We start from the raw sequence: 17,795 nt of genomic DNA, 5'->3' as shown, positions 1-17,795 counted from the left end.
TAAGATGAATGCTGATCCCCCGTTTATGGGGTAGAGCCGTAGAGTCAGAAAAAATGGTGGCCCCACCCTGACTTGAACAGGGGACCTGCCGATTATGAGTCGGATGCTCTAACCAACTGAGCTATGGGGCCATTTTGAGATGTGCTGTGCAGTTTTTTATTGCAAATTGCTATGCATAACAACCACAAGTGAGCGCAAGTATAAGCAGTTTTATTTGCCTTGTCACGCCTCGCTGGTGGCTTTGTGATTTGTTTGCTTTATTTTTGTTCACTAAGCTGTAGTTTTACTGCCTTGTTCGGCAATTTAACACGGCGCCATCCAAGCGCTAACACCAAGCCCAACATGGTTAACAGAGTCGTAGAACCGCCTCCACCAGAGCTACTTGAATTAGTATCCGTTGGCAAGCTCACTACACTTTCGTTTACGGTAACAGTAACGGTGTCGCTGGTGCTGATACCAAACTCATCTGTTGCGGTTAACGAAAAGGTTAAATTGCTTTGTGATGATGGGGCAGTAAAAGACATGGTCAATGTATCTGCATTTCTGATGGTAACCGTGTCGCCAGCGGTTTGCGTCCACACTACGCTTGTTAACGCGCCTTCGGGGTCTTGGGCGCTCCCGGTTAATTCAACGCTGGCTCTTACATCGGTTTCAACATCTGTTCCTGCGTTTACCACGGGAGCCTGATTGCTCTCATCGTCTTTTATTGTAATCAGCGTTTCTACCACACCACCTAGAAGATAGGTGTCTTGTGCAGCAAGTACTAAACGAAATTGTTCGTTGTCTTCTTCGATACTATCGTTGATAAGCGTAATATTTACGGTCTTCGAACTGGTATCGCCGTCGCTCCAAGTTAGCGTGCCGCTTTGACTGACAAAGTCTTCATCGCTCACTGCTGTACCGCTTTCCAGTGAATAGTCCACACTCACTTCGCCTTCACTTCCACCTTGGCGAACAATGTTTAACGCAAATTCAGAGTCGGTCTCTAAAACAGCGAGTTCGCCAGCGCTTAATTCAATTTTTCCTTGTTGGGCAGCACCGTTAATCGTGACTTGAGCATAGCCGCTACCAGAGGCGATACCTCCTCCTTGCGGGTTAAATAGTCTGACGAAAAATACCTCATTGCTTTCGGTATCTTCATTAGCACTAACGCTTAACGTAATATTTTTAGCCTGTGTTTCAGATGCACCCCAACTGAGTTCTCCAGACGCTAACATTACATCGCTGCTGGTGGCTGAACCCGCTATTACTTCATACGCAACTGTCATAGCCCCGGTACCTGTCTTATTAACAGGAAGGCTTAAGCTTGTATCAGCATCCGTTTCATAATTAGCCTGAGAGAAGGCCGCGACTGTTGTTGCGCTTAAAGTATTGTCTTTTAATACAAACAAACCGCGCTGAATATCGCTAACCAAAATATTACCGCTAGGTAGAAACGGGTAGACGCCCCACGCACCATTAAAGTTGGTGCTATTAAAAGCAGGGTAGGTGTCGAAGAAGCCTGCTTCCACAGGTGCAGTAGGGTCTGAAATGTCTAATACCGTTAAGCCACGCTCATAGTTAGACATATAATAGCGGTTTCCTCTCACGTAGCCGTTGTGATCGATAGTGCCGTTGTCACTGCTCCAAATGCTGGCGAGTACAGGTGTTGTGAGTGATGAAATATCAAAAATTATAACCCGGGTGTTTAAGTTGAAGTTTCTCTCGTCCAATTCATCGTGTACAAAGGCGTACTGCTTGTCTTCGCTAAACCAACCGCTGTGGGTATAGGCAACTTCGTTGTAACTTACACGACTTAGTTCAGTGGCACTGTTTGTGTTCGTGTGATCCCAAAGGCGCATTGCATCTTCATTGAAGTCAAGCATAACCGTACACCCATTAGCCGTAGCATTCACACAGTCAGTTTGCGCTCTTGCGTCTGTAACGCGCATAGATGACGCATCGTGCGTATAATCGGCACGTGTGAGTCCGCTTGGTATGTATGATGCCGTTGGTGTTTGTGGGGAGGTTAGCGCGTATGAACGAAAGGCGCCGCCGTTACTGTCTTGCCCAACCAAATGCAATTGAGGCACTGCGTCATTCAACGGGGTATTAAGGGTGAAGTCTACGTTAGAGATGTAAATGTTGTGCGCACGGTTATTGTCAGTGTTGCGCTTCGTTAAACTAATGCTATTGGGAAGGTCGTTAAGGTTTATGATAGTAAACCCTTCGGTTACGCTGTCGGCGCTGGCATAGGCGTACGCTTTAAAACGCCCTGCCGCACTATCGAAGTACTGATAAACTTTTAAGTCGCGCCATGTCGTACTTTGCCCAATAATTTCACCTACTACTACAGGCGCTGCTGGCTCTGTTACATCTACAACTGCAATGCTGGCCTGCATACCGATAATGGCATATTCTCGGTGGTTGTTTAAATCAACGTGCCCCCAAATATCATTAGCACCATTTGATACCGACGATAATACGTTAACAGGTACATGAGAGAGCAAATCGATATTGCTGCATGGGAAGTCGGCGGCCGTTCCATTAGTGCATGTCTCATTTGCACTGACTTCGGTACTTAATTCCATGTGCGATGATGCCTGAGTTTCAAGCGAAGTCGCGGCCTTCCCGTCAGCAATACTGTCGAAACCTCTTTCATAAAGCGCTTCTGATAAATACGCAGGTACGTTAATCAACGTGGTTTTATGCAACGCTGGCTTTTGCGCCTGGTAATGATCTTTTCGGGAAAAACCCCCTAATACGGGTAAAAGCCTGTCGTTTAGAACTTGTGCATGTTGAGCGTTGTCGAAATGATACTGACCTTCTGCAACCAGAATCTTGTCGCCTTTATTGGCCTGTCGAGCGGCATAAGTTAGTGTTTTACACGGCCGGAAACGGTTGTCACACTTGCCTGCATCCACGCCGTCTTCGGCAACGAATCGCGCTTTGTCGTGGTCGGTGTGTGCCAGTGCACCTTGACTCATAAATGCAAAAAGCAGCACTATGAGCGTTAATGGTAATGTATTCATCTTGTCGTCCGTGCAAGTGTAAAAATAGAAAATAGTGGTTTGTTTAAAAAACTACCAGATATCCAAAGGAAGTACATACGTAAATGAAAAAGCCTTTTCGCATGAGTGTCATGCCTTCGTTACTCTTGGCCGTCTTAGTGTCGTTAGCTGGATGTGACGTAATAAATCTCAAAGGACGGGAGCCAGGTGAAATCCCGTTTAAGTTGGTTGGAGTCGATACAGGTGCTTGCCCGATGATAATGAGCATTGGGCAACAGCGTTGGAATATTGATTATTTTGGCTTTTACCTTAGCAAGCCAGAAATACGGATTGATGGGAAATGGCAGCGGGTTAAGTTTAAGCAAACACAGTGGCAGACGCCAAACGTAGCGTTACTGAAGTTTCACAACAAGTGCAATAATCCAGAAGATGCCAATAGTAAAATTGTGTTGGATGTATCAGAAGAGCTATTAAAGCTGTCCACAAACTTGCGCTTCACTATGGGTCTTCCCTTCGACGATAATCACGCTAACCCGCTTACACAGCCTTCGCCATTGAATGACAGTACAATGTTTTGGAGCTGGCAAAACGGTCACAAGTTTTTGAGACTGGATGTGTCTAAAGGCTCAGAAGATACACGCAAATGGTCTTATCATTTAGGTAGCGTGGGGTGCGACTCTGAATCAGCGGTAAGAGCTCCTGAAAAATCTTGTGCTTTCACTAACCGCGTGGAATTTATTTTACCAATGACGCAACTTGATACCGATTTAGATCTGGAAGTTTCGGTGTCTAACATTGTCGCGCAAGTTAATATAAACGAAGCACCAAGCTGCATGTTTGAGTCACCTGAAGTTGAACCCTGTAAAAAGCTTATTCAGAATCTAGTACACAGGCCTTGGATTAAGTGGCAGTAGCGGCACTTTTAATTTGCACTAGAAGGCGAGCTCTGCTCGCTTTCAAGGCGTCAATTATGGCTCTTGTTACAATGATTTTAGGCGCGTGCAGTAAATCGCCCACGCCTTACATTTGGAATTTGCCTCACAATATTCCACCGCCTCCCGTTCCCGCAGACAATCCTGTGACCGAAGAAAGCGTAATTTTGGGGGAGAAGCTTTTCTTTGATAAGGGCTTAAGTGCTAACAACACGGTTTCATGCAGCAGCTGCCATGAACCAGAGCATGCTTTCTCTGAACCTAAGACGGTTTCAGTAGGCGCGAATGGAGACGCGCTAAACCGTAACGCATTAGCGCTAGTAAACGTGGCTTATAATGCATCCTTCACTTGGGCGCATAACAATTTAGAAAGTATAGAAAAGCAGCTGATGATCCCGCTTTTTAATGAACATCCTGTGGAAATGGGCGTTACGGGAAATGAAAAGCGTATATTAAAGCGCTTTGAGGGCAGCGAATATCGAGCGCTGTTTGAAGCGGCTTATGGTGATAATACACCCAATTTAAATAATATCGTAAAAGCGCTTGCTAGCTACGTGAGAAGTTTAGTGTCGTTTAATAGTGCTTTCGATAACTACGCTTACGCTCAAGATGACGATGCACTAACCGCCCAGCAGCTTGAAGGTTTGAATCTGTTTTTTTCAGAGCGCACTGAGTGCTTTCACTGCCACGGAGGTCTGAACTTTACTCAATCGTCTAAGCATAGTTTTCAACCTTTTGCGGCTCAGCCTTTCCACAACACTGGCCTGTATAACGAAGATGGGAAGGGCAGTTATCCGGAATCGGACATGGGGCTTTACAGCGTTACTCACAATAAACAAGACATGGGGAAGTTTAGAGCACCTACTTTGCGCAATATAGCCCTTACTGCGCCCTACATGCATGATGGCAGTATTGCCACCCTTGATGAAGTCATTGAGTTTTATGCTCGTGGGGGAAATCTGGCTGAAAGCCCTAACCCTTACCGCAGTCCGTTTATAAAAGGCTTTACGATTTCTGAAGATGAAAAGGCGGCGTTGGTTGCATTTTTGCGCAGTTTAACCGACGAGCAATTTGTAAAAACACACACTACACGCAAAAATTAGCGATTTATTGCTCATTTTGTGTAATTTATGTTTATACTTTGCACACATATATCAACCAAATGCTTATGTGCTGATTGTTAACATCGTGATAAACTCAATCACTTACATTCTTTGTTAATAACTATAAAGCAGGTGAGCGGTCGCGGAGATGAGAATGACTGAAAAACCCTTCATTACAAGTGGTCGAAATACCATCATTCATAAAATAAGAAAATTAGATCTATTGGTGATCAATGGTGATGAACATCCGCCAATTCTTGTTACTTATAAAGGTATTAAGCAGTACGAAGGCAAAGTGCCTGAAAACAAGCGCGATGCCAAGATGATGGACATGGAACTAGTAGATGTAACTACTAGCGATGTGTTTGGCGACGAAAAAACATTATTGTTCGTACAAACCCTAAATGGGAAAGAGTATAAAATCGATTACTCTAAAATTGGGACGAGCATGTTTATTAAGATTCACCAAGACAGTATTTTCTAAAACTCACCTTACCCCATATTGGGGTAGATGTGTTTTTAATTAATGGGGTTAGGCAATCTGGCCCCAGTTATCTGCCTTGAGTGAATTGAACCCTCCAATTACCCTTCCTTTTCCTTTAAGCTGTACGTAACGCTTTTTGAAAATGTTAAACCGGCAGATATCCACTGGCGTGACTTCCGATGCATTTACGCCACTTACAACACCTGCAGTCTCCAACCCCTCAGCAATTAACTCTGAACAGAACCAGCTATTAAAGTCTTCTTGATTGTAGCTTATGCTGCCGAACAGGGGATGTTCATCAATCGCGTCCACTGCTGAGCCGAATAGCTGTAGCACGTCGTAAGGTTTCCCGTCTTGTTCAAACATGAAGTTAAAGAAGTCTCGCTTATTTTGCTCAAAGATACTTCTTGACGCGCTAGACAAGGGCAGCCACCAAATATCACCGTCATAAGATGCTACACGCTCGCTTAGTCTATTGGTCATTACCCCTCGCTTTCCTTTATACGATGTAGCTTCCATGACTTGATTAAAATATCGATTAGAATCTTCATCGCGCATCTTCGTTTGCATAACTATTGCCACATGCGTTACCGCAGAGCGTGTAGTGAGTTTGGTCCAACGAGAAAATAAGCTATTGCCACCAAATGCGATGATGTCACCAGGCTGCATATGCTCTCTAATAAGGTGGTACTGTTGCTGCTCTAACATGGCTCTTCCTTGAATACGTGTTAAGAAATTAGATTATTGTCTGCACCGCTAGGCGGGCAAGAGTATTTGCTTATGATTTTCCACTTTGCAATGTATGCATTTATAAGAATGTTGCAAAGTGTGTGTTAAGTACGACTAATAACAGTTTAGACCGATTATTAAACCTTAGCTTTTGTGTACTTGTCGCAACGTCTCAAATAGCGGTGCTTTAACGTTTTTATAGCGTGAATTTTACAAAGTTTCACTAATTTAATGGTGCGGGGACAAAAGAGGTAGTCACCGCGTTGCCGAATATTATCAGAGGAACTTGTTATGTTTATGTCACGCCGTGTTACCCAACTTGCTTTACTAGGAATAACCTTGTCGCTTACTGCAACAGTAGCGAATGCCGCCCCGTATCCCAAGCATGTAGAAAAAAACTTAATTGCAGTGTGTGAAGCGGTAAAAAGCGATAGCCGTTTGCGATTGCATCGCGCCGTGAAAGCGACGGGTTTTAAAATGCGATATATCCATGAAGGATTAGTGTGCAACGGGCAAGACATGCTTACTTTTGCACTTACTCATAATGCATCTAAAAACGCACAGCTGATTGCTCGTCGCATTAATGCTAGCCCTAGTGTACTAACAGCAAAACGCTAATGAAGAGTTTTCTACCCTGGCGATTGGGCTATGCAGCTTATAGCCCCTTTTTCGCTTATTTTTACTTTTCGCTGTCTACATCCCATCACTTATTAAGACTGGGATAGATAACACTGACAGCTATTACTGCTTGCACTTGCAAGGGATCGCAGATGATCGCACTGGTGTTTTTACACTCTGTTTCTATGCAAAACTCACTTTGCAAAATGCTAGAAAAGCTAGACGTATTCAGTCACGTTTATGGCGCTCAATCGGTAGGCCATTGTCTTGCGTTAGCAGAGAAATATCCTCAGTCCATCGGTTTCTATTCAGTCTCTCAGTCAAGTCGAAACCTTGCATCACGGTATTGGCTTGCAGTAGGAAATAAAGACGAAGAAGCGCTGTTAGCCTTTTCTCATAACGCGTCAGGATTTGTTAAATCACCACTTGAAGAACCCCAAGTATTAAACGCTATAGAGCATGTCAAAACCAAGTACCATTTTTATGAACGGGACTTTCAATTCAATATGCTGGTAAAGGGACTTTGTGAACAATATGGGGTGTCTGAACCTGCGCTTCTAGCTACATTGCGCCAGCAATTGAACAAAAGTGTTCAGCCAAATGTTGTAGGGATACGCGCTGAAAACGGTTGGTGTTGCTTAAATCCAGCAGAGATTAAATGGATTGAAGCTGCAGGTGACTACATGTGTGTTCAAACGCTATCAGAAAGCTACGTTGTCCGCACCACCTTGTGTGAATTACTTAAGCGTTTGGGAGAGCAGAATTTTAAACGCTGTAACCGCTCTGTGGCGGTCAACGCAAAACATATCGCGCACCTGGAGCAAAAACTCAATCAGCAGCGAGTTGTCATGCAAGGTGGCGAAGCGTTCAAGATTACTCACAAGTATTACTATCAGTTTTGGCTGACAGACTGAACGTCAAAGCGCATTTCAGTGCAACATTCTACTATACGACCATGGTACTGCTGGTGGTCTAACTCGCTTATCGTTACACTTACTCACTGAATTTTGGGAATAAGTACTAGGACCTGCAAGGCCTAATAAGGAGCGATAGTGCGAGATGTAAGAAACATGATAGTGGGCGCAGTTTTAGTGTTTGCTGCTTATTATCTTGGGCTAGTTGTCGTTAATGTGAGCGCACTTCCTATACCAGGGCCATTAATGGGCTTATTCCTTTTACTCGCGATGCTTTTTCTTTTTCCTCAGCTTGAGGTTCACACGGCGCGCTTTGTTACTTTTCCCTTGAAGCATATGTCCTTACTGTTTATTCCAGCCGTACTTGGCGTATCTATTTATTGGGCTGACATTCAGTCCAATGCACTTGCCATTGCTATCGCGATTATTGTAACGACCTCGATAAGTTTAGGGATAACCGCTTGGTTTTCGCAGCAATTGTTTAATAGCAAAAGCGGCAGCGGCTCAGATGTGGCAAGCAAGGGTGGAAAGCAAGAATGAAGGAGGCTCTACATCAAGCATTTAGCTTAACGGGGTTATTGTGGCTTAGCGTTTCAATAATTGGCTACATTATTGCCCTTTGGGTGAACAAAAAATGCAAAGGTCACCCGCTAGCGCATCCCATTGTCGTTACCGCGCTGATTGTGTCAGCTGGCCTTTATTTAACTGAAACAGGGGTTACTGAGTATCAACAGGCGGCTTCTTTGTTGCATTGGTTGCTAGGGCCTATCACTGTGGCATTAGCACTACCCATTTACAGACAATGGCAAAAGCTAAGGCACTACGGCTGGCGGTTAATGGCGAGTATTGCTTTTGGTGGCATACTCGCGCCTTTCACCGCGTGGCTTACTTTGTTTGCACTAGATGCACCGCGTGCAATACAAATTACCATGTTAGCTAAATCAATCACCACGCCCCTTGCTATGGAGTCGAGTGCGCAGGTTGGCGGCATTCCCGCATTGGCTGCCGTTTTTGTCATTGTGACGGGTGTAGTTGGAGCCATTGTGGCTACTGGTGTGTTTGCGATCCTCAATGTACAAAATCGACAGGCGCAAGGTATTGCTATGGGCACGGTGGCCCACGCAATTGGTACAGCCAAAGCTATTCAAATGGGGGAAGACGTGGCGGCGATGGCGACTCTAGGCCTTTGTGTAAATGGTATATTTACTGCGTTGGCACTACCTGTCATTTTTGGTTTCTTTGTTTGATAGCTTTTCTCGTAACTTAGCGTTCTATCTATTGGTAGTGATTTAGCCTGACCAGACCTGCAATCACCCGCCTTGACTAAAAGGTGCACAAGCTGCTGGAAAAACGCGTAGCAAAGAATCAACGCGCCGTGATGTTTGTGAGTAAAAACGTGCTGGCAATATTCCCCAAAAGTGCTATTTCTTAGTGAGGTGTTTCGTATCACTATATGCTCGGTATCTATTCAAACAAAAAGTAACCGGGTTACTGCGAAGTGTAAGTTAACTCAAATCGTTACTTCAGTTCACAGTAGTTGTGCCGATACAATTGAAATTGCTAGAAAATACCGGCGGTAGCTGGTTTCAAAAGCTAGGTGGTAAAAGAACTTAATGTTTTCTGTACTCGTATGTGACGACTCGTTAGTTGCGCGCAAGCAAGTGGCTAAATGCCTTCCTCAAGATTGGGAAGTGGCCGTACATTTTGCGAAGAATGGTCAAGATGCTCTATCGGCTCTCGCTGAAGGAAAGGGCGATCTTCTATTGCTCGACCTTAATATGCCCGTTTTAGATGGGTACGGCACATTAGAAGCAATTCAGAAACAAGGTCTTAAAACCAAAGTTATTGTTGTGTCTGGTGATATTCAGCCTGAAGCTCATGAAAGAGTGACATCGCTTGGCGCTTTGGACTTTATTCGAAAGCCGGTGGATCCTAAGAAGCTGGCCGAGGTACTAGATAAATTCAACATTCTTCATGTTGAAGAGGAAGAGCCGGAAGAAGTTTCACCGCTAGACCCTGAAATCCGCGATTGTTACCAAGAAATCACTAACATAGCCATGGGGCAAGCGGGGGATCATTTAGCCCGCACCATGAACGTGTTTGTTGAACTGCCTATTCCCAACGTTAATTTAATTGAAGTGTCTGAACTTCACATGATGCTTTCTGATATTGAGAGCCATGAGCAAGTTACTGCGGTATGCCAAGGCTTCTTAGGGCCAGGTGTTAGTGGTGAGGCATTGTGTATTTTGAGCGACTCAAGCTTTGACGACGTGGCTAAAATACTCAATGTAGAAGGCGAAGTTGACGATCAGCTTCAGTTAGAGCTGCTTATGGATGCTGCGAGTATTTTGATTGGAACCTGTTTAACAGGGCTGGCCCATCAAATGGACATTAACTTCAGCCAAGGTCATCCCATTGTACTTGGTCAACATCGTGCCATCACTGAAATTATCAGCATGAACCAAATAAAGTGGAAGCGAACGTTGGCGATTGAGCTTAGCTATGGCTTGGAAGGCTACAATGTTCAGTGTGATTTGATTTTGTTGTTCACGGAAGAGTCTATGAAAATGATGAATTCTAAACTCGCCCATTTGTTGGAGGATTTCTAATGAGCCAGCATTTAGATGAGTTACAAGAATTTCACTGGATGATGGACATGCTACAAACGGTAGACGTTGGCATTGTTGTACTAGACCGCAACTTCACCGTGCAAGTGTGGAACGGTTTTATGGAAAGTCACAGTGGGCTTTTGCCGAGTGAAGTAAGAGACAAAACGTTATTTTCGTTATTTCCCGCAATCAAACAAGACTGGTTTATTAAGAAAGCTAAGCCCGTTTTCGACCTAAAAACCCGTGCCTTTATGACATGGGAACAACGCCCTTATTTGTTCAAGTTTCCAAACTACCGGCCGATTACAGGTAGTGAGTCATTCATGTACCAAAACATCACACTTTCTCCTCTTACTTCTGCGACGGGTAAGGTGGATTTTATCAGTATGATGATTTACGACATGACTGATGTAGCGGTAGGTAAAAAGCAGCTAGAAGCGCTACAAGTAACAGTGTCTGAAGCGCAAGAAGCAAGCTCACAATCAGATAGAGCAAAGAAAACCTTCTTATAACCGCTACGTGTAACCCGTGAGAGTATATTGTTTATCTTGCGGTTCTATCTACATCAAGTTTTTACTCGCACTGAGCATAGAACAGCAGCACAGAGTGCGATGGGAGTACGTATGCAATCAAGTTCGTCTTCATTTTCAAGCTACCTTCCTCGCACCGTAATACGCGGGCTTGCAGTTATTGGTGGTGCTTTCATTCTAGCAGCCTGCGGTGGTGGCGGAGGCGGAGATGGTGACTCTAGTGGTGGGGGATCTGGCAATGGCAACTTAGTTGTTAATGCAGGCGCTAACGCTACCGTAACGGAAGGCGTGACCTATTCACTAAGTGCACAAGTGAGTGGTGGTGATGGCACGTATACGTACAACTGGAGCGCGTCTCCATCGCTGACCATTACACATGAAGACACCAGCGCTTCTGCAGCGAGCTTCGTCGCGCCGTTAGTTAATAGCGCCACTGAATACACGCTTACCGTCTCGGTAAACGATCAAAGCGGTAATACGGCTAGTGACTTCACGGTAATTACTGTTGCGCCGGTAAACATAGCACCGGAAGCAAGTATTGATGTGCCTGCGTGGGAAGGTCTGCCTGCGAACACTTTTCCAGGCGGCGTTGAAATTATTTTTGATGGCACGGGAAGCAGCGATACTGACTCATCTACGTCCGATGGCGAAATTGCCGATTATGTTTGGTCTCAAACCAGCGGCACTAACGTTATTACGGGGGTGGAAACGAACCTTTCTACCTTAACAATTACTACGCCTATCGCTAACGAGTCTCAGGAACTTACTTTTCAACTTGAAGTAACTGATAGCGAAGGTGCAACCGACGTAGACACAGTGACAATCTCAGTGCAGTCTGAAACCGAGACACTGCCTGTGGTTGATGCAGGCTTCTCGCAAGGCGTTTTCAGTGGTGAGGTGGTTATTTTGGATGGTGAAGCAAGCACCAGTATTCCCAGTGCTCTACCGCTTACTTATTCTTGGGAGCGCAGTAACAACTTTACATCTAACAATGGGGCAAACACGGGAGTGGCAGCTCGCCCGGTAGATGACAACGATGCACTATCTACGTTTGCTATTGCCCCTTCCGTATCCACCGCGACTGTGGTGGCCTATACACTTACTGTAACAGACGCTAACAACAACAGTGTTGAAGACACCATTAACGTTAGAATACGCCCCATGCCGACGCCGCTATTGAACGACACGGGATTTTTGCAGCAAGCCACCAATAATGCGTTAACAGAGGCGCAGCAAAATGATTTTCCTGGCCAAGACGGACAACGCGGAGCTGATATTATTGAACAGAATGGCTTAATTGAAAAAGCTGGGCGTGGTAAAGCCGGCTTCGACTTTACCCGTTTAAATGCCAATGGCGACGAACAAGACGCCAGCGCAGATACGTGGTCGTGCGTTCGTGACAATGTCACCGGATTGGTGTGGGAAGTTAAAACTGACGATGGGGCATTTCAAGATAAAGACTACACCTATTCTTGGTACAGCGAAGAGGTAAATGGCGGTTTTGAGGGCGACCAGACAGGCGCGAATGCAACGTGCTTATTAACCAGCTGTAATACCTCTGCATATGTACAGGCGGTTAACGCACAAGGGCTGTGTGGTTTTTACGACTGGCGGCTACCTACTCACCATGAACTCTTTTCGTTAATGCATTTAGGCATTGCCGACGACGTGGCCATTGATGAAGATTACTTCCCTAACACTGGCGCAGTCTCTACCGAGCCCCTATGGTATTGGACCTCAGTGCCAAGTGCGGATGGGGTAAACAGTGATGATGCACAAAATGCATGGGCATTGGATTTCGATTCAGGTGTCGATAACTTTCTTAATAAGTCATCAGCGGCGCGTGTTCGTCTTGTAAGAGCAGGGAGATAGTCATGAGCAATAAAGTTAATAAATCCGCTCAACGCGTACTGAAAAGCGCAGTGCTAACTACACTCAAAATGGTTGCGGCCTCGACGTTGCTTGCTAGTGCATCGCTTTCAACTTTCGCTCAAGAGTGCTTGTCTGATGGACTAGAAACCACGCCCAACGATAATTTTGAAGCAGTGACTACCAGCACTTTGTTGGATACCACCACAGATTTAGTATGGAGACGATGTTCCGAAGGGCAAACTTGGGACGGCTCAACATGCAGTGGTGAAGCGGTGAAGTATACGTGGCAGCAGGCGCTACAACTTGCGCAGCAGGCGAGTAACGAAGACCTGCTAGGATGGCGCTTGCCCAACGTTAAAGAGTTGGCCACCTTAACGGAACGCGACTGCGTACGCCCGGCGATTAATAGCTCCCTTTTCCCAGCTACGCCTCCGGATGATTTTTGGACTTCTACCCCTTCGGCAGATGATCCAGACAGAGCCTGGGTTGTTGCATTCTTTAATGCGAGCCATTCGATTAAAGAGAAAGACCGTTTCATTTACGTACGACTGGTGCGCACCTACACCAACGAATAGGTGTAGATAAAGATCTACACCGCTTCGTATTAGTCTTTCGTCTAGTATCTGACCCTTAGACTTTTTATCAACAAAGCACGCTCTATAATGCGTGCTTTGTTTTTTGGTTTGAACGTCAATTTTAAAGAGAATCGACACTCTTGCTTAGAGCCTGTTGACCTTTGGTGAATAACAAAAGTCAACAAGCCCTACTATCAAGCTGCGTTTTGAGTAGATTGATAATATCGACATGTTCAACCTGATTTTTAGCACGTTAGACTCATGATGGCTTTTTATTTCCCAGTAAGCTAGCCACAATGTTGGTATGAAAATGATATCGAGCCTTAAGGCTGCCCTTTTTACAATTTGTTTATTCGCTGGACTTAGCACATCGGCGCAGGCTGAATATACCTGTAATATCGATTTTGCTTACGGTATTGCCGTTAATAACGAACAGCTTCGCGTAATGGATAAAACCCGCACCGTAGTTCAGATTAATGACCAAAACCAGCTATTTGTAGGTGGACGTTGGCAAACCTTGAATGAGCAAGAACGGCAGTGGCTAGAAGAGTATTCTTCAGGGTTACACTATGTAGTACCAAAAATGATTATTTTGGCCACTGAAGGTGTAGATTTAGCTATTGATACCATTGAGCATGTTTACCTAGGCCTAGTAGGCAGTGATCACGACAGCTACGAGCGTTTGAATGCTGCTATGAAGCGAGTTCAAAACCGTGTGAAAGATAAATTCAGGCATGCCAGTAATCATTATTTTATTGGCCCAGGATCACTGGAAAGCGTTGATGAATTCGTGGATAGTGAAATTGAAGCGCAGCTTGAGGAAGCAATTTCTACCTCAGTAGGCGGTATATTATCGGCAATCAGCGGCATTAACACCGGAAGTGGCGAAGTAAATCAAGAGAAAGTAGCGGAAATTACTCGTCAGCTTAATAACGTGGGCGAGCATCTTGATGTGGGTGATAAAGCTACGACATTGCGTAAAAAGGCAGAGTGGTTTTGTGAAAAGCTCAAACGCTTAGACGTAGCGGAAGAAAACCTTCGAGCAAGTGTGCCTGCATTCAAGCCTTACAATATCATTACGCGACATGATAAGAGTGAAAACTAGTTGAAATAAGTATTACGTGTACTAATTCTGGTTAAAGACTGAAAAGCCTGCGTGAGCAGGCTTTTTTGATCTAGCTTTTTGGTTGGCTCAAATGGGCAAGATTATACGAAGCACGACAGCAGAGAGTTGAGATATCTACGTCCTTTAGCAGTTACCTGCCAGTGACTATCTGAAATAGAAAGCAGCCCTTGGTGATGAGCATCAGACAGTGCGCGTTTAACGTCATCCATTAACTCAGTACCTGTGAAGTCACTAAAATCACTCATCGGGCAAGGCTCAACTAAACGAAACCTATTCATAAAAAACTCAAACGGTAGGTCGTCTGCACTAACCAGCGTTTGCGTATCTAAATACGGGCGGCTCATTTCCATATAGCCTCTTGGATGCTTCACTTTAACGGTACGATGAATTGTGCCGTTAGCGGCATCGGTAATCTTCCCGTGCGCACCGCATCCAATACCTAAGTAATCGCCAAAACGCCAGTAATTCAGGTTATGGCGGCATTGGTGCCCGGCTTTGGCGTAGCCTGAAATTTCGTACTGGTGATAGCCTGCACGCTCTAAGAGGCTGTGGCCTTTTTCCTGTATTTCCCACAGAATGTCGTCGTCAGGTAGCTCTGGTGGTTTTGAATAGAAAGGCGTGTTTGGCTCGATGGTAAGCTGGTACCACGACAAGTGGTAAGGATCGAGCTCAATGCCTTGCTTCAAATCTGCCATAGCATTCTCTACGCTTTGTTCAGGTAGACCATGCATGAGATCTAAATTAAACGTGGGTAGTCCCGCGCTGTGTGCTTGTTTTACCGCATTTTCAGCTTGGCTTTCATTGTGAATACGGCCTAGCACTTTTAAATGCTTCGGCTGAAAGCTTTGAATGCCCACCGATATTCGGTTTACGCCTGCCTGATAAAAGCCCGCAAACTTACCTGCCTCGACGGTGCCTGGGTTGGCTTCCATGGTTATTTCAGCAGTGTCGCTTAAGTTAACCCGCTGTTTGACGCCGTTTAAGATGTCAGCCATGGCCTCGCTTGAAAACAAACTGGGCGTGCCACCGCCTATAAAGATTGTCTCGACAGGGCGGTCGCCAATGCGTTTGGCATCAATGGCTAAATCGTCCAGCAGGTGCGCCACATATTCTTTCTCGGGTAAATCAGATTTAAGCCCGTGAGAGTTAAAGTCACAGTACGGACACTTTTGAACACACCAAGGAATGTGGATATAAAGGCTAAGCGGTGGATTACGCAAAAGTCGCTCTCATATTATCAAGCAAAATCGCTAAGGCGTTGCCGCGATGGCTAATACGGTTCTTTTCGGCTTTCTCCAATTCTGCAGCTGTGCAGCCATGAGTTGGCACGTGAAATACCGGGTCGTAACCAAAACCGTCGTTACCAGAGCGAGCAGTTAAAATTTCACCTTGCCACTTGCCTTGACTAACTAATGGCACAGGGTCGTCAGCATGGCGCATAAACACTAATGTACAGAAGAAATGCGCTTTACGCTGGGTTTCGCCATCTAGGGCAGCTAATAGCTTGTCAATATTGGTGTCATCAGTTGCATCAGCGCCAGCATAGCGGGCTGAATAGATACCGGGTGCACCGCCAAGGGCGTCGACTACTAAGCCTGAGTCGTCAGCAATAGCAGGAAGGCCTGTTACTTGTGCCGCATGACGCGCTTTAATAATGGCATTTTCAACGAATGTTGTGCCTGTTTCAGGCACATCAGATACACCTAATTCTTTTTGCGCCACAACGTCTACGCCGTAATCTGCAAATAAGGATGCAAACTCTCGCACCTTGCCTTGATTACCTGTGGCTAAAACAATTTTTTCTGGGAATTTCATTGTGCCAGACTCCTCGTTTTTTCTTTGCTCCTGAAATAAGCTCGAGCACATTCATCGGGTTACTTTAGGTTATTCAGGACGAAGGTTGGGAGTGGTTTGAGCAAACCCTCTGCCGCAGGGATGCGGCAGCGGAGCGCACATGGATGTGTTTACCGCGTGTTTGCGAAAGCCACTCCCAACCTTCGGCCATCGCATCGCTCACCCTCTAAGTGCTCGAGTTTTACTTTTTCTTTTTAGGCTTAGCTTTTGCCTTGGCTTTGTCTTTGGCCTTTACTTTTTTCTTTTTGGGGCCAATCTTAGGCGTTTTGTTTTTAGGGCGTAGCTCGTCAATAACGCGAGCTTTAAGTGGTTCGCCCATGTAACGTGCGGTTTTGGCTACCATGTCAAAATCGTGGGCCTCAACCAAAGATATTGCAGTACCTTTGGCGCCAGCGCGGCCGGTTCTGCCAATGCGGTGAACATAAACGTCGGCTTTGCGCGGCATGTCGAAGTTAATAACATGGCTCACGTTAGGCACATCAATACCGCGGGCAGCAACATCCGTTGCCAGCAAGATAGGTACTTCACCACTTTTGAAACGGGCTAGCGCTGCAATACGTTTGTCTTGTGGCATTTCACCCTGTAGCCAGCACACTGGAATATCTTTCGAGGCTAAGAAGTCCTTAAGCATTTGCAGGCGTTCGCGGGTTTTCACAAACACAACCGCTGACGTCGTTGTTTCTTGCTTCAAAATATTCACCAGCAATGCTTGCTTGTGATTCATGTCGTCAGCAAGGTGATACCACTGATGAATTTTGTTTTTCTCTTTGCGCGATGGGTTCGCTTCAATCACTTCAGGATTGTTAAGAATGTCATGAGCGAAAGTCTTAACGCCTTTGCCTTCAAGCGTGGCTGAGAACAATAGGTTTTGCTTGCGCCAGCGCGCTTCGGCAGCAATTTGGTTAACTACCGTTGAGAAACCCATATCCAACATGCGGTCAGCTTCATCAAGGATCAAACACTCGATATCACGGCAATCTGCGGCTTCTTTTTCGATATGCTCAAGCAAACGACCTGGCGTGGCCACAAGAATATCGAGATTCTTGCTTAAGGTTTCTTTATCGGTACCGTAGTTAATACCACCGGTTATTACCCCGCACACAATTTGTGTATGCTTTGTTATGGCCAGGGCTTGTTCATAAACCTGTAGCGCTAACTCGCGGGTAGGCGTTAGGATCAAAATACGTGTAGCACCAGGCTGTCTGCGCGGATAATCAAGTAAAAACTGGCATGCAGGCAATAAGAAAGCGGCTGTTTTACCAGTACCTGTAGGAGCAGAGGCCAAGATATCTCGTCCATCCAACGCATGCGGGATAACCAGTTCTTGAATGCTAGTTGGGGTTTCAAACCCCATATCGGCAGCTGCGTGACACAGTGCTTCGTCTAATTCGAGTTCTTCGAAAGTCATAGTATAAAAAACGCTCTAAATGAATGGGGCGTATTGTAGCATTGCTATACC

The 17,795-nt window shown here is 45.4% G+C and carries 17 protein-coding genes and 1 tRNA gene; 12 read left to right on the top strand and 6 right to left on the bottom strand.

The genetic code is table 11. The annotated features are described in order from the left end of the window. Positions 1 to 54: 54 nt before the first annotated feature. Positions 55 to 131, bottom strand: a tRNA-Ile gene (locus ACFI6L_RS12720). Between the two features lie 126 nt (positions 132 to 257). Further along, positions 258 to 3,011 carry a choice-of-anchor B family protein gene (locus ACFI6L_RS12715; RefSeq protein ID WP_462574139.1) on the bottom strand — a complete coding sequence of 918 codons (2,754 nt, stop codon included), beginning with the start codon at positions 3,009 to 3,011 and terminating at the stop codon, positions 258 to 260. An 83-nt stretch (positions 3,012 to 3,094) separates the two neighbouring features. Here ACFI6L_RS12715 and ACFI6L_RS12710 point away from each other — a divergent pair, with 83 nt between their 5' ends. The 3 genes from ACFI6L_RS12710 to ACFI6L_RS12700 all read left to right on the top strand — a co-directional run bounded on the left by ACFI6L_RS12710 (position 3,095) and on the right by ACFI6L_RS12700 (position 5,509). After that, positions 3,095 to 3,904, top strand: coding sequence for an MbnP family copper-binding protein (locus ACFI6L_RS12710; protein WP_462574138.1), 810 nt, complete (start codon positions 3,095 to 3,097; stop codon positions 3,902 to 3,904). 71 nt (positions 3,905 to 3,975) lie between these two features. Next, complete coding sequence (locus ACFI6L_RS12705; RefSeq protein WP_462574140.1) at positions 3,976 to 5,025, top strand: MbnH family di-heme enzyme; 1,050 nt, start codon at positions 3,976 to 3,978, stop codon at positions 5,023 to 5,025. A 154-nt stretch (positions 5,026 to 5,179) separates the two neighbouring features. Continuing rightward, positions 5,180 to 5,509 carry a hypothetical protein gene (locus tag ACFI6L_RS12700; RefSeq protein WP_014948463.1) on the top strand — a complete coding sequence of 110 codons (330 nt, stop codon included), beginning with the start codon at positions 5,180 to 5,182 and terminating at the stop codon, positions 5,507 to 5,509. A gap of 48 nt (positions 5,510 to 5,557) precedes the next feature. Here the strand turns inward: ACFI6L_RS12700 and ACFI6L_RS12695 are convergent, their stop codons facing one another. Further along, on the bottom strand, positions 5,558 to 6,217 hold the full coding sequence (locus tag ACFI6L_RS12695; RefSeq protein ID WP_014975806.1) for a hypothetical protein: 660 nt from the start codon (positions 6,215 to 6,217) through the stop codon (positions 5,558 to 5,560). Between the two features lie 312 nt (positions 6,218 to 6,529). On the opposite strand from ACFI6L_RS12695, the gene ACFI6L_RS12690 reads away from it, so the two are divergent. The 9 genes from ACFI6L_RS12690 (at position 6,530) to ACFI6L_RS12650 (ending at position 14,461) form a co-directional block, all read left to right on the top strand. After that, complete coding sequence (locus ACFI6L_RS12690) at positions 6,530 to 6,856, top strand: DUF3718 domain-containing protein (RefSeq protein ID WP_014948465.1); 327 nt, start codon at positions 6,530 to 6,532, stop codon at positions 6,854 to 6,856. A gap of 152 nt (positions 6,857 to 7,008) precedes the next feature. Next, positions 7,009 to 7,770 carry a LytR/AlgR family response regulator transcription factor gene (locus tag ACFI6L_RS12685; RefSeq protein WP_014948466.1) on the top strand — a complete coding sequence of 254 codons (762 nt, stop codon included), beginning with the start codon at positions 7,009 to 7,011 and terminating at the stop codon, positions 7,768 to 7,770. 138 nt (positions 7,771 to 7,908) lie between these two features. Continuing rightward, positions 7,909 to 8,310, top strand: coding sequence for a CidA/LrgA family protein (locus ACFI6L_RS12680; protein ID WP_039224692.1), 402 nt, complete (start codon positions 7,909 to 7,911; stop codon positions 8,308 to 8,310). Beyond that, positions 8,307 to 9,017 (top strand): LrgB family protein, encoded by a 711-nt coding sequence (locus tag ACFI6L_RS12675; RefSeq protein WP_014948468.1) that lies wholly within the window; start codon positions 8,307 to 8,309, stop codon positions 9,015 to 9,017. The genes ACFI6L_RS12680 and ACFI6L_RS12675 overlap by 4 nt, the downstream gene beginning before the upstream one ends. A 366-nt stretch (positions 9,018 to 9,383) precedes the next feature. Next, the gene (locus ACFI6L_RS12670) at positions 9,384 to 10,379 is read left to right on the top strand and encodes a response regulator (protein WP_014975809.1); all 996 of its coding nucleotides are present in this window, start codon (positions 9,384 to 9,386) and stop codon (positions 10,377 to 10,379) included. Beyond that, a complete protein-coding gene (locus tag ACFI6L_RS12665; protein ID WP_014948470.1) occupies positions 10,379 to 10,891 on the top strand; it encodes a PAS domain-containing protein in 513 nt (170 codons plus the stop codon). Before ACFI6L_RS12670 ends, ACFI6L_RS12665 begins: the two co-directional genes overlap by 1 nt. A gap of 111 nt (positions 10,892 to 11,002) precedes the next feature. Next, positions 11,003 to 12,781 (top strand): Lcl C-terminal domain-containing protein, encoded by a 1,779-nt coding sequence (locus ACFI6L_RS12660; protein WP_278344050.1) that lies wholly within the window; start codon positions 11,003 to 11,005, stop codon positions 12,779 to 12,781. Between the two features lie 2 nt (positions 12,782 to 12,783). Beyond that, positions 12,784 to 13,356 (top strand): Lcl C-terminal domain-containing protein, encoded by a 573-nt coding sequence (locus ACFI6L_RS12655; protein WP_014978491.1) that lies wholly within the window; start codon positions 12,784 to 12,786, stop codon positions 13,354 to 13,356. Positions 13,357 to 13,666: 310 nt separating this feature from the next. Next, positions 13,667 to 14,461, top strand: coding sequence for a YggN family protein (locus ACFI6L_RS12650; RefSeq protein ID WP_014975812.1), 795 nt, complete (start codon positions 13,667 to 13,669; stop codon positions 14,459 to 14,461). Positions 14,462 to 14,562: 101 nt separating this feature from the next. Here ACFI6L_RS12650 and hemW read toward each other — a convergent pair whose 3' ends face one another. The 3 genes from hemW to srmB form a co-directional block, all read right to left on the bottom strand. Then, the gene (gene hemW / locus ACFI6L_RS12645) at positions 14,563 to 15,702 is read right to left on the bottom strand and encodes a radical SAM family heme chaperone HemW (RefSeq protein WP_462574137.1); all 1,140 of its coding nucleotides are present in this window, start codon (positions 15,700 to 15,702) and stop codon (positions 14,563 to 14,565) included. After that, positions 15,695 to 16,297: an XTP/dITP diphosphatase gene (locus ACFI6L_RS12640; RefSeq protein ID WP_014948475.1), complete on the bottom strand. Its 603-nt coding sequence runs from the start codon at positions 16,295 to 16,297 to the stop codon at positions 15,695 to 15,697. Before ACFI6L_RS12640 ends, hemW begins: the two co-directional genes overlap by 8 nt. Before the next feature lie 220 nt (positions 16,298 to 16,517). Next, entirely contained in the window at positions 16,518 to 17,744 is a 1,227-nt protein-coding gene (gene srmB, locus ACFI6L_RS12635; protein ID WP_014948476.1) for an ATP-dependent RNA helicase SrmB, read from the bottom strand. Positions 17,745 to 17,795: the final 51 nt, after the last annotated feature.

Source organism: Alteromonas sp. G4i35 (assembly GCF_054960375.1).
Note: the sequence above shows the minus strand (reverse complement) of the source record. Positions and strands in the feature narration are given on the sequence as shown.

Excerpts from the sequence above, each read along its gene's own strand:
- ACFI6L_RS12715 (WP_462574139.1), bottom strand. The coding sequence starts at position 3,011 with ATGAATACATTACCATTAACGCTCATAGTGCTGCTTTTTGCATTTATG.
- ACFI6L_RS12710 (WP_462574138.1), top strand. The coding sequence starts at position 3,095 with ATGAAAAAGCCTTTTCGCATGAGTGTCATGCCTTCGTTACTCTTGGCC.
- ACFI6L_RS12705 (WP_462574140.1), top strand. The coding sequence starts at position 3,976 with ATGATTTTAGGCGCGTGCAGTAAATCGCCCACGCCTTACATTTGGAAT.
- ACFI6L_RS12700 (WP_014948463.1), top strand. The coding sequence starts at position 5,180 with ATGACTGAAAAACCCTTCATTACAAGTGGTCGAAATACCATCATTCAT.
- ACFI6L_RS12695 (WP_014975806.1), bottom strand. The coding sequence starts at position 6,217 with ATGTTAGAGCAGCAACAGTACCACCTTATTAGAGAGCATATGCAGCCT.
- ACFI6L_RS12690 (WP_014948465.1), top strand. The coding sequence starts at position 6,530 with ATGTTTATGTCACGCCGTGTTACCCAACTTGCTTTACTAGGAATAACC.
- ACFI6L_RS12685 (WP_014948466.1), top strand. The coding sequence starts at position 7,009 with ATGATCGCACTGGTGTTTTTACACTCTGTTTCTATGCAAAACTCACTT.
- ACFI6L_RS12675 (WP_014948468.1), top strand. The coding sequence starts at position 8,307 with ATGAAGGAGGCTCTACATCAAGCATTTAGCTTAACGGGGTTATTGTGG.
- ACFI6L_RS12670 (WP_014975809.1), top strand. The coding sequence starts at position 9,384 with ATGTTTTCTGTACTCGTATGTGACGACTCGTTAGTTGCGCGCAAGCAA.
- ACFI6L_RS12665 (WP_014948470.1), top strand. The coding sequence starts at position 10,379 with ATGAGCCAGCATTTAGATGAGTTACAAGAATTTCACTGGATGATGGAC.
- ACFI6L_RS12660 (WP_278344050.1), top strand. The coding sequence starts at position 11,003 with ATGCAATCAAGTTCGTCTTCATTTTCAAGCTACCTTCCTCGCACCGTA.
- ACFI6L_RS12655 (WP_014978491.1), top strand. The coding sequence starts at position 12,784 with ATGAGCAATAAAGTTAATAAATCCGCTCAACGCGTACTGAAAAGCGCA.
- ACFI6L_RS12650 (WP_014975812.1), top strand. The coding sequence starts at position 13,667 with ATGATATCGAGCCTTAAGGCTGCCCTTTTTACAATTTGTTTATTCGCT.
- ACFI6L_RS12640 (WP_014948475.1), bottom strand. The coding sequence starts at position 16,297 with ATGAAATTCCCAGAAAAAATTGTTTTAGCCACAGGTAATCAAGGCAAG.
- srmB (WP_014948476.1), bottom strand. The coding sequence starts at position 17,744 with ATGACTTTCGAAGAACTCGAATTAGACGAAGCACTGTGTCACGCAGCT.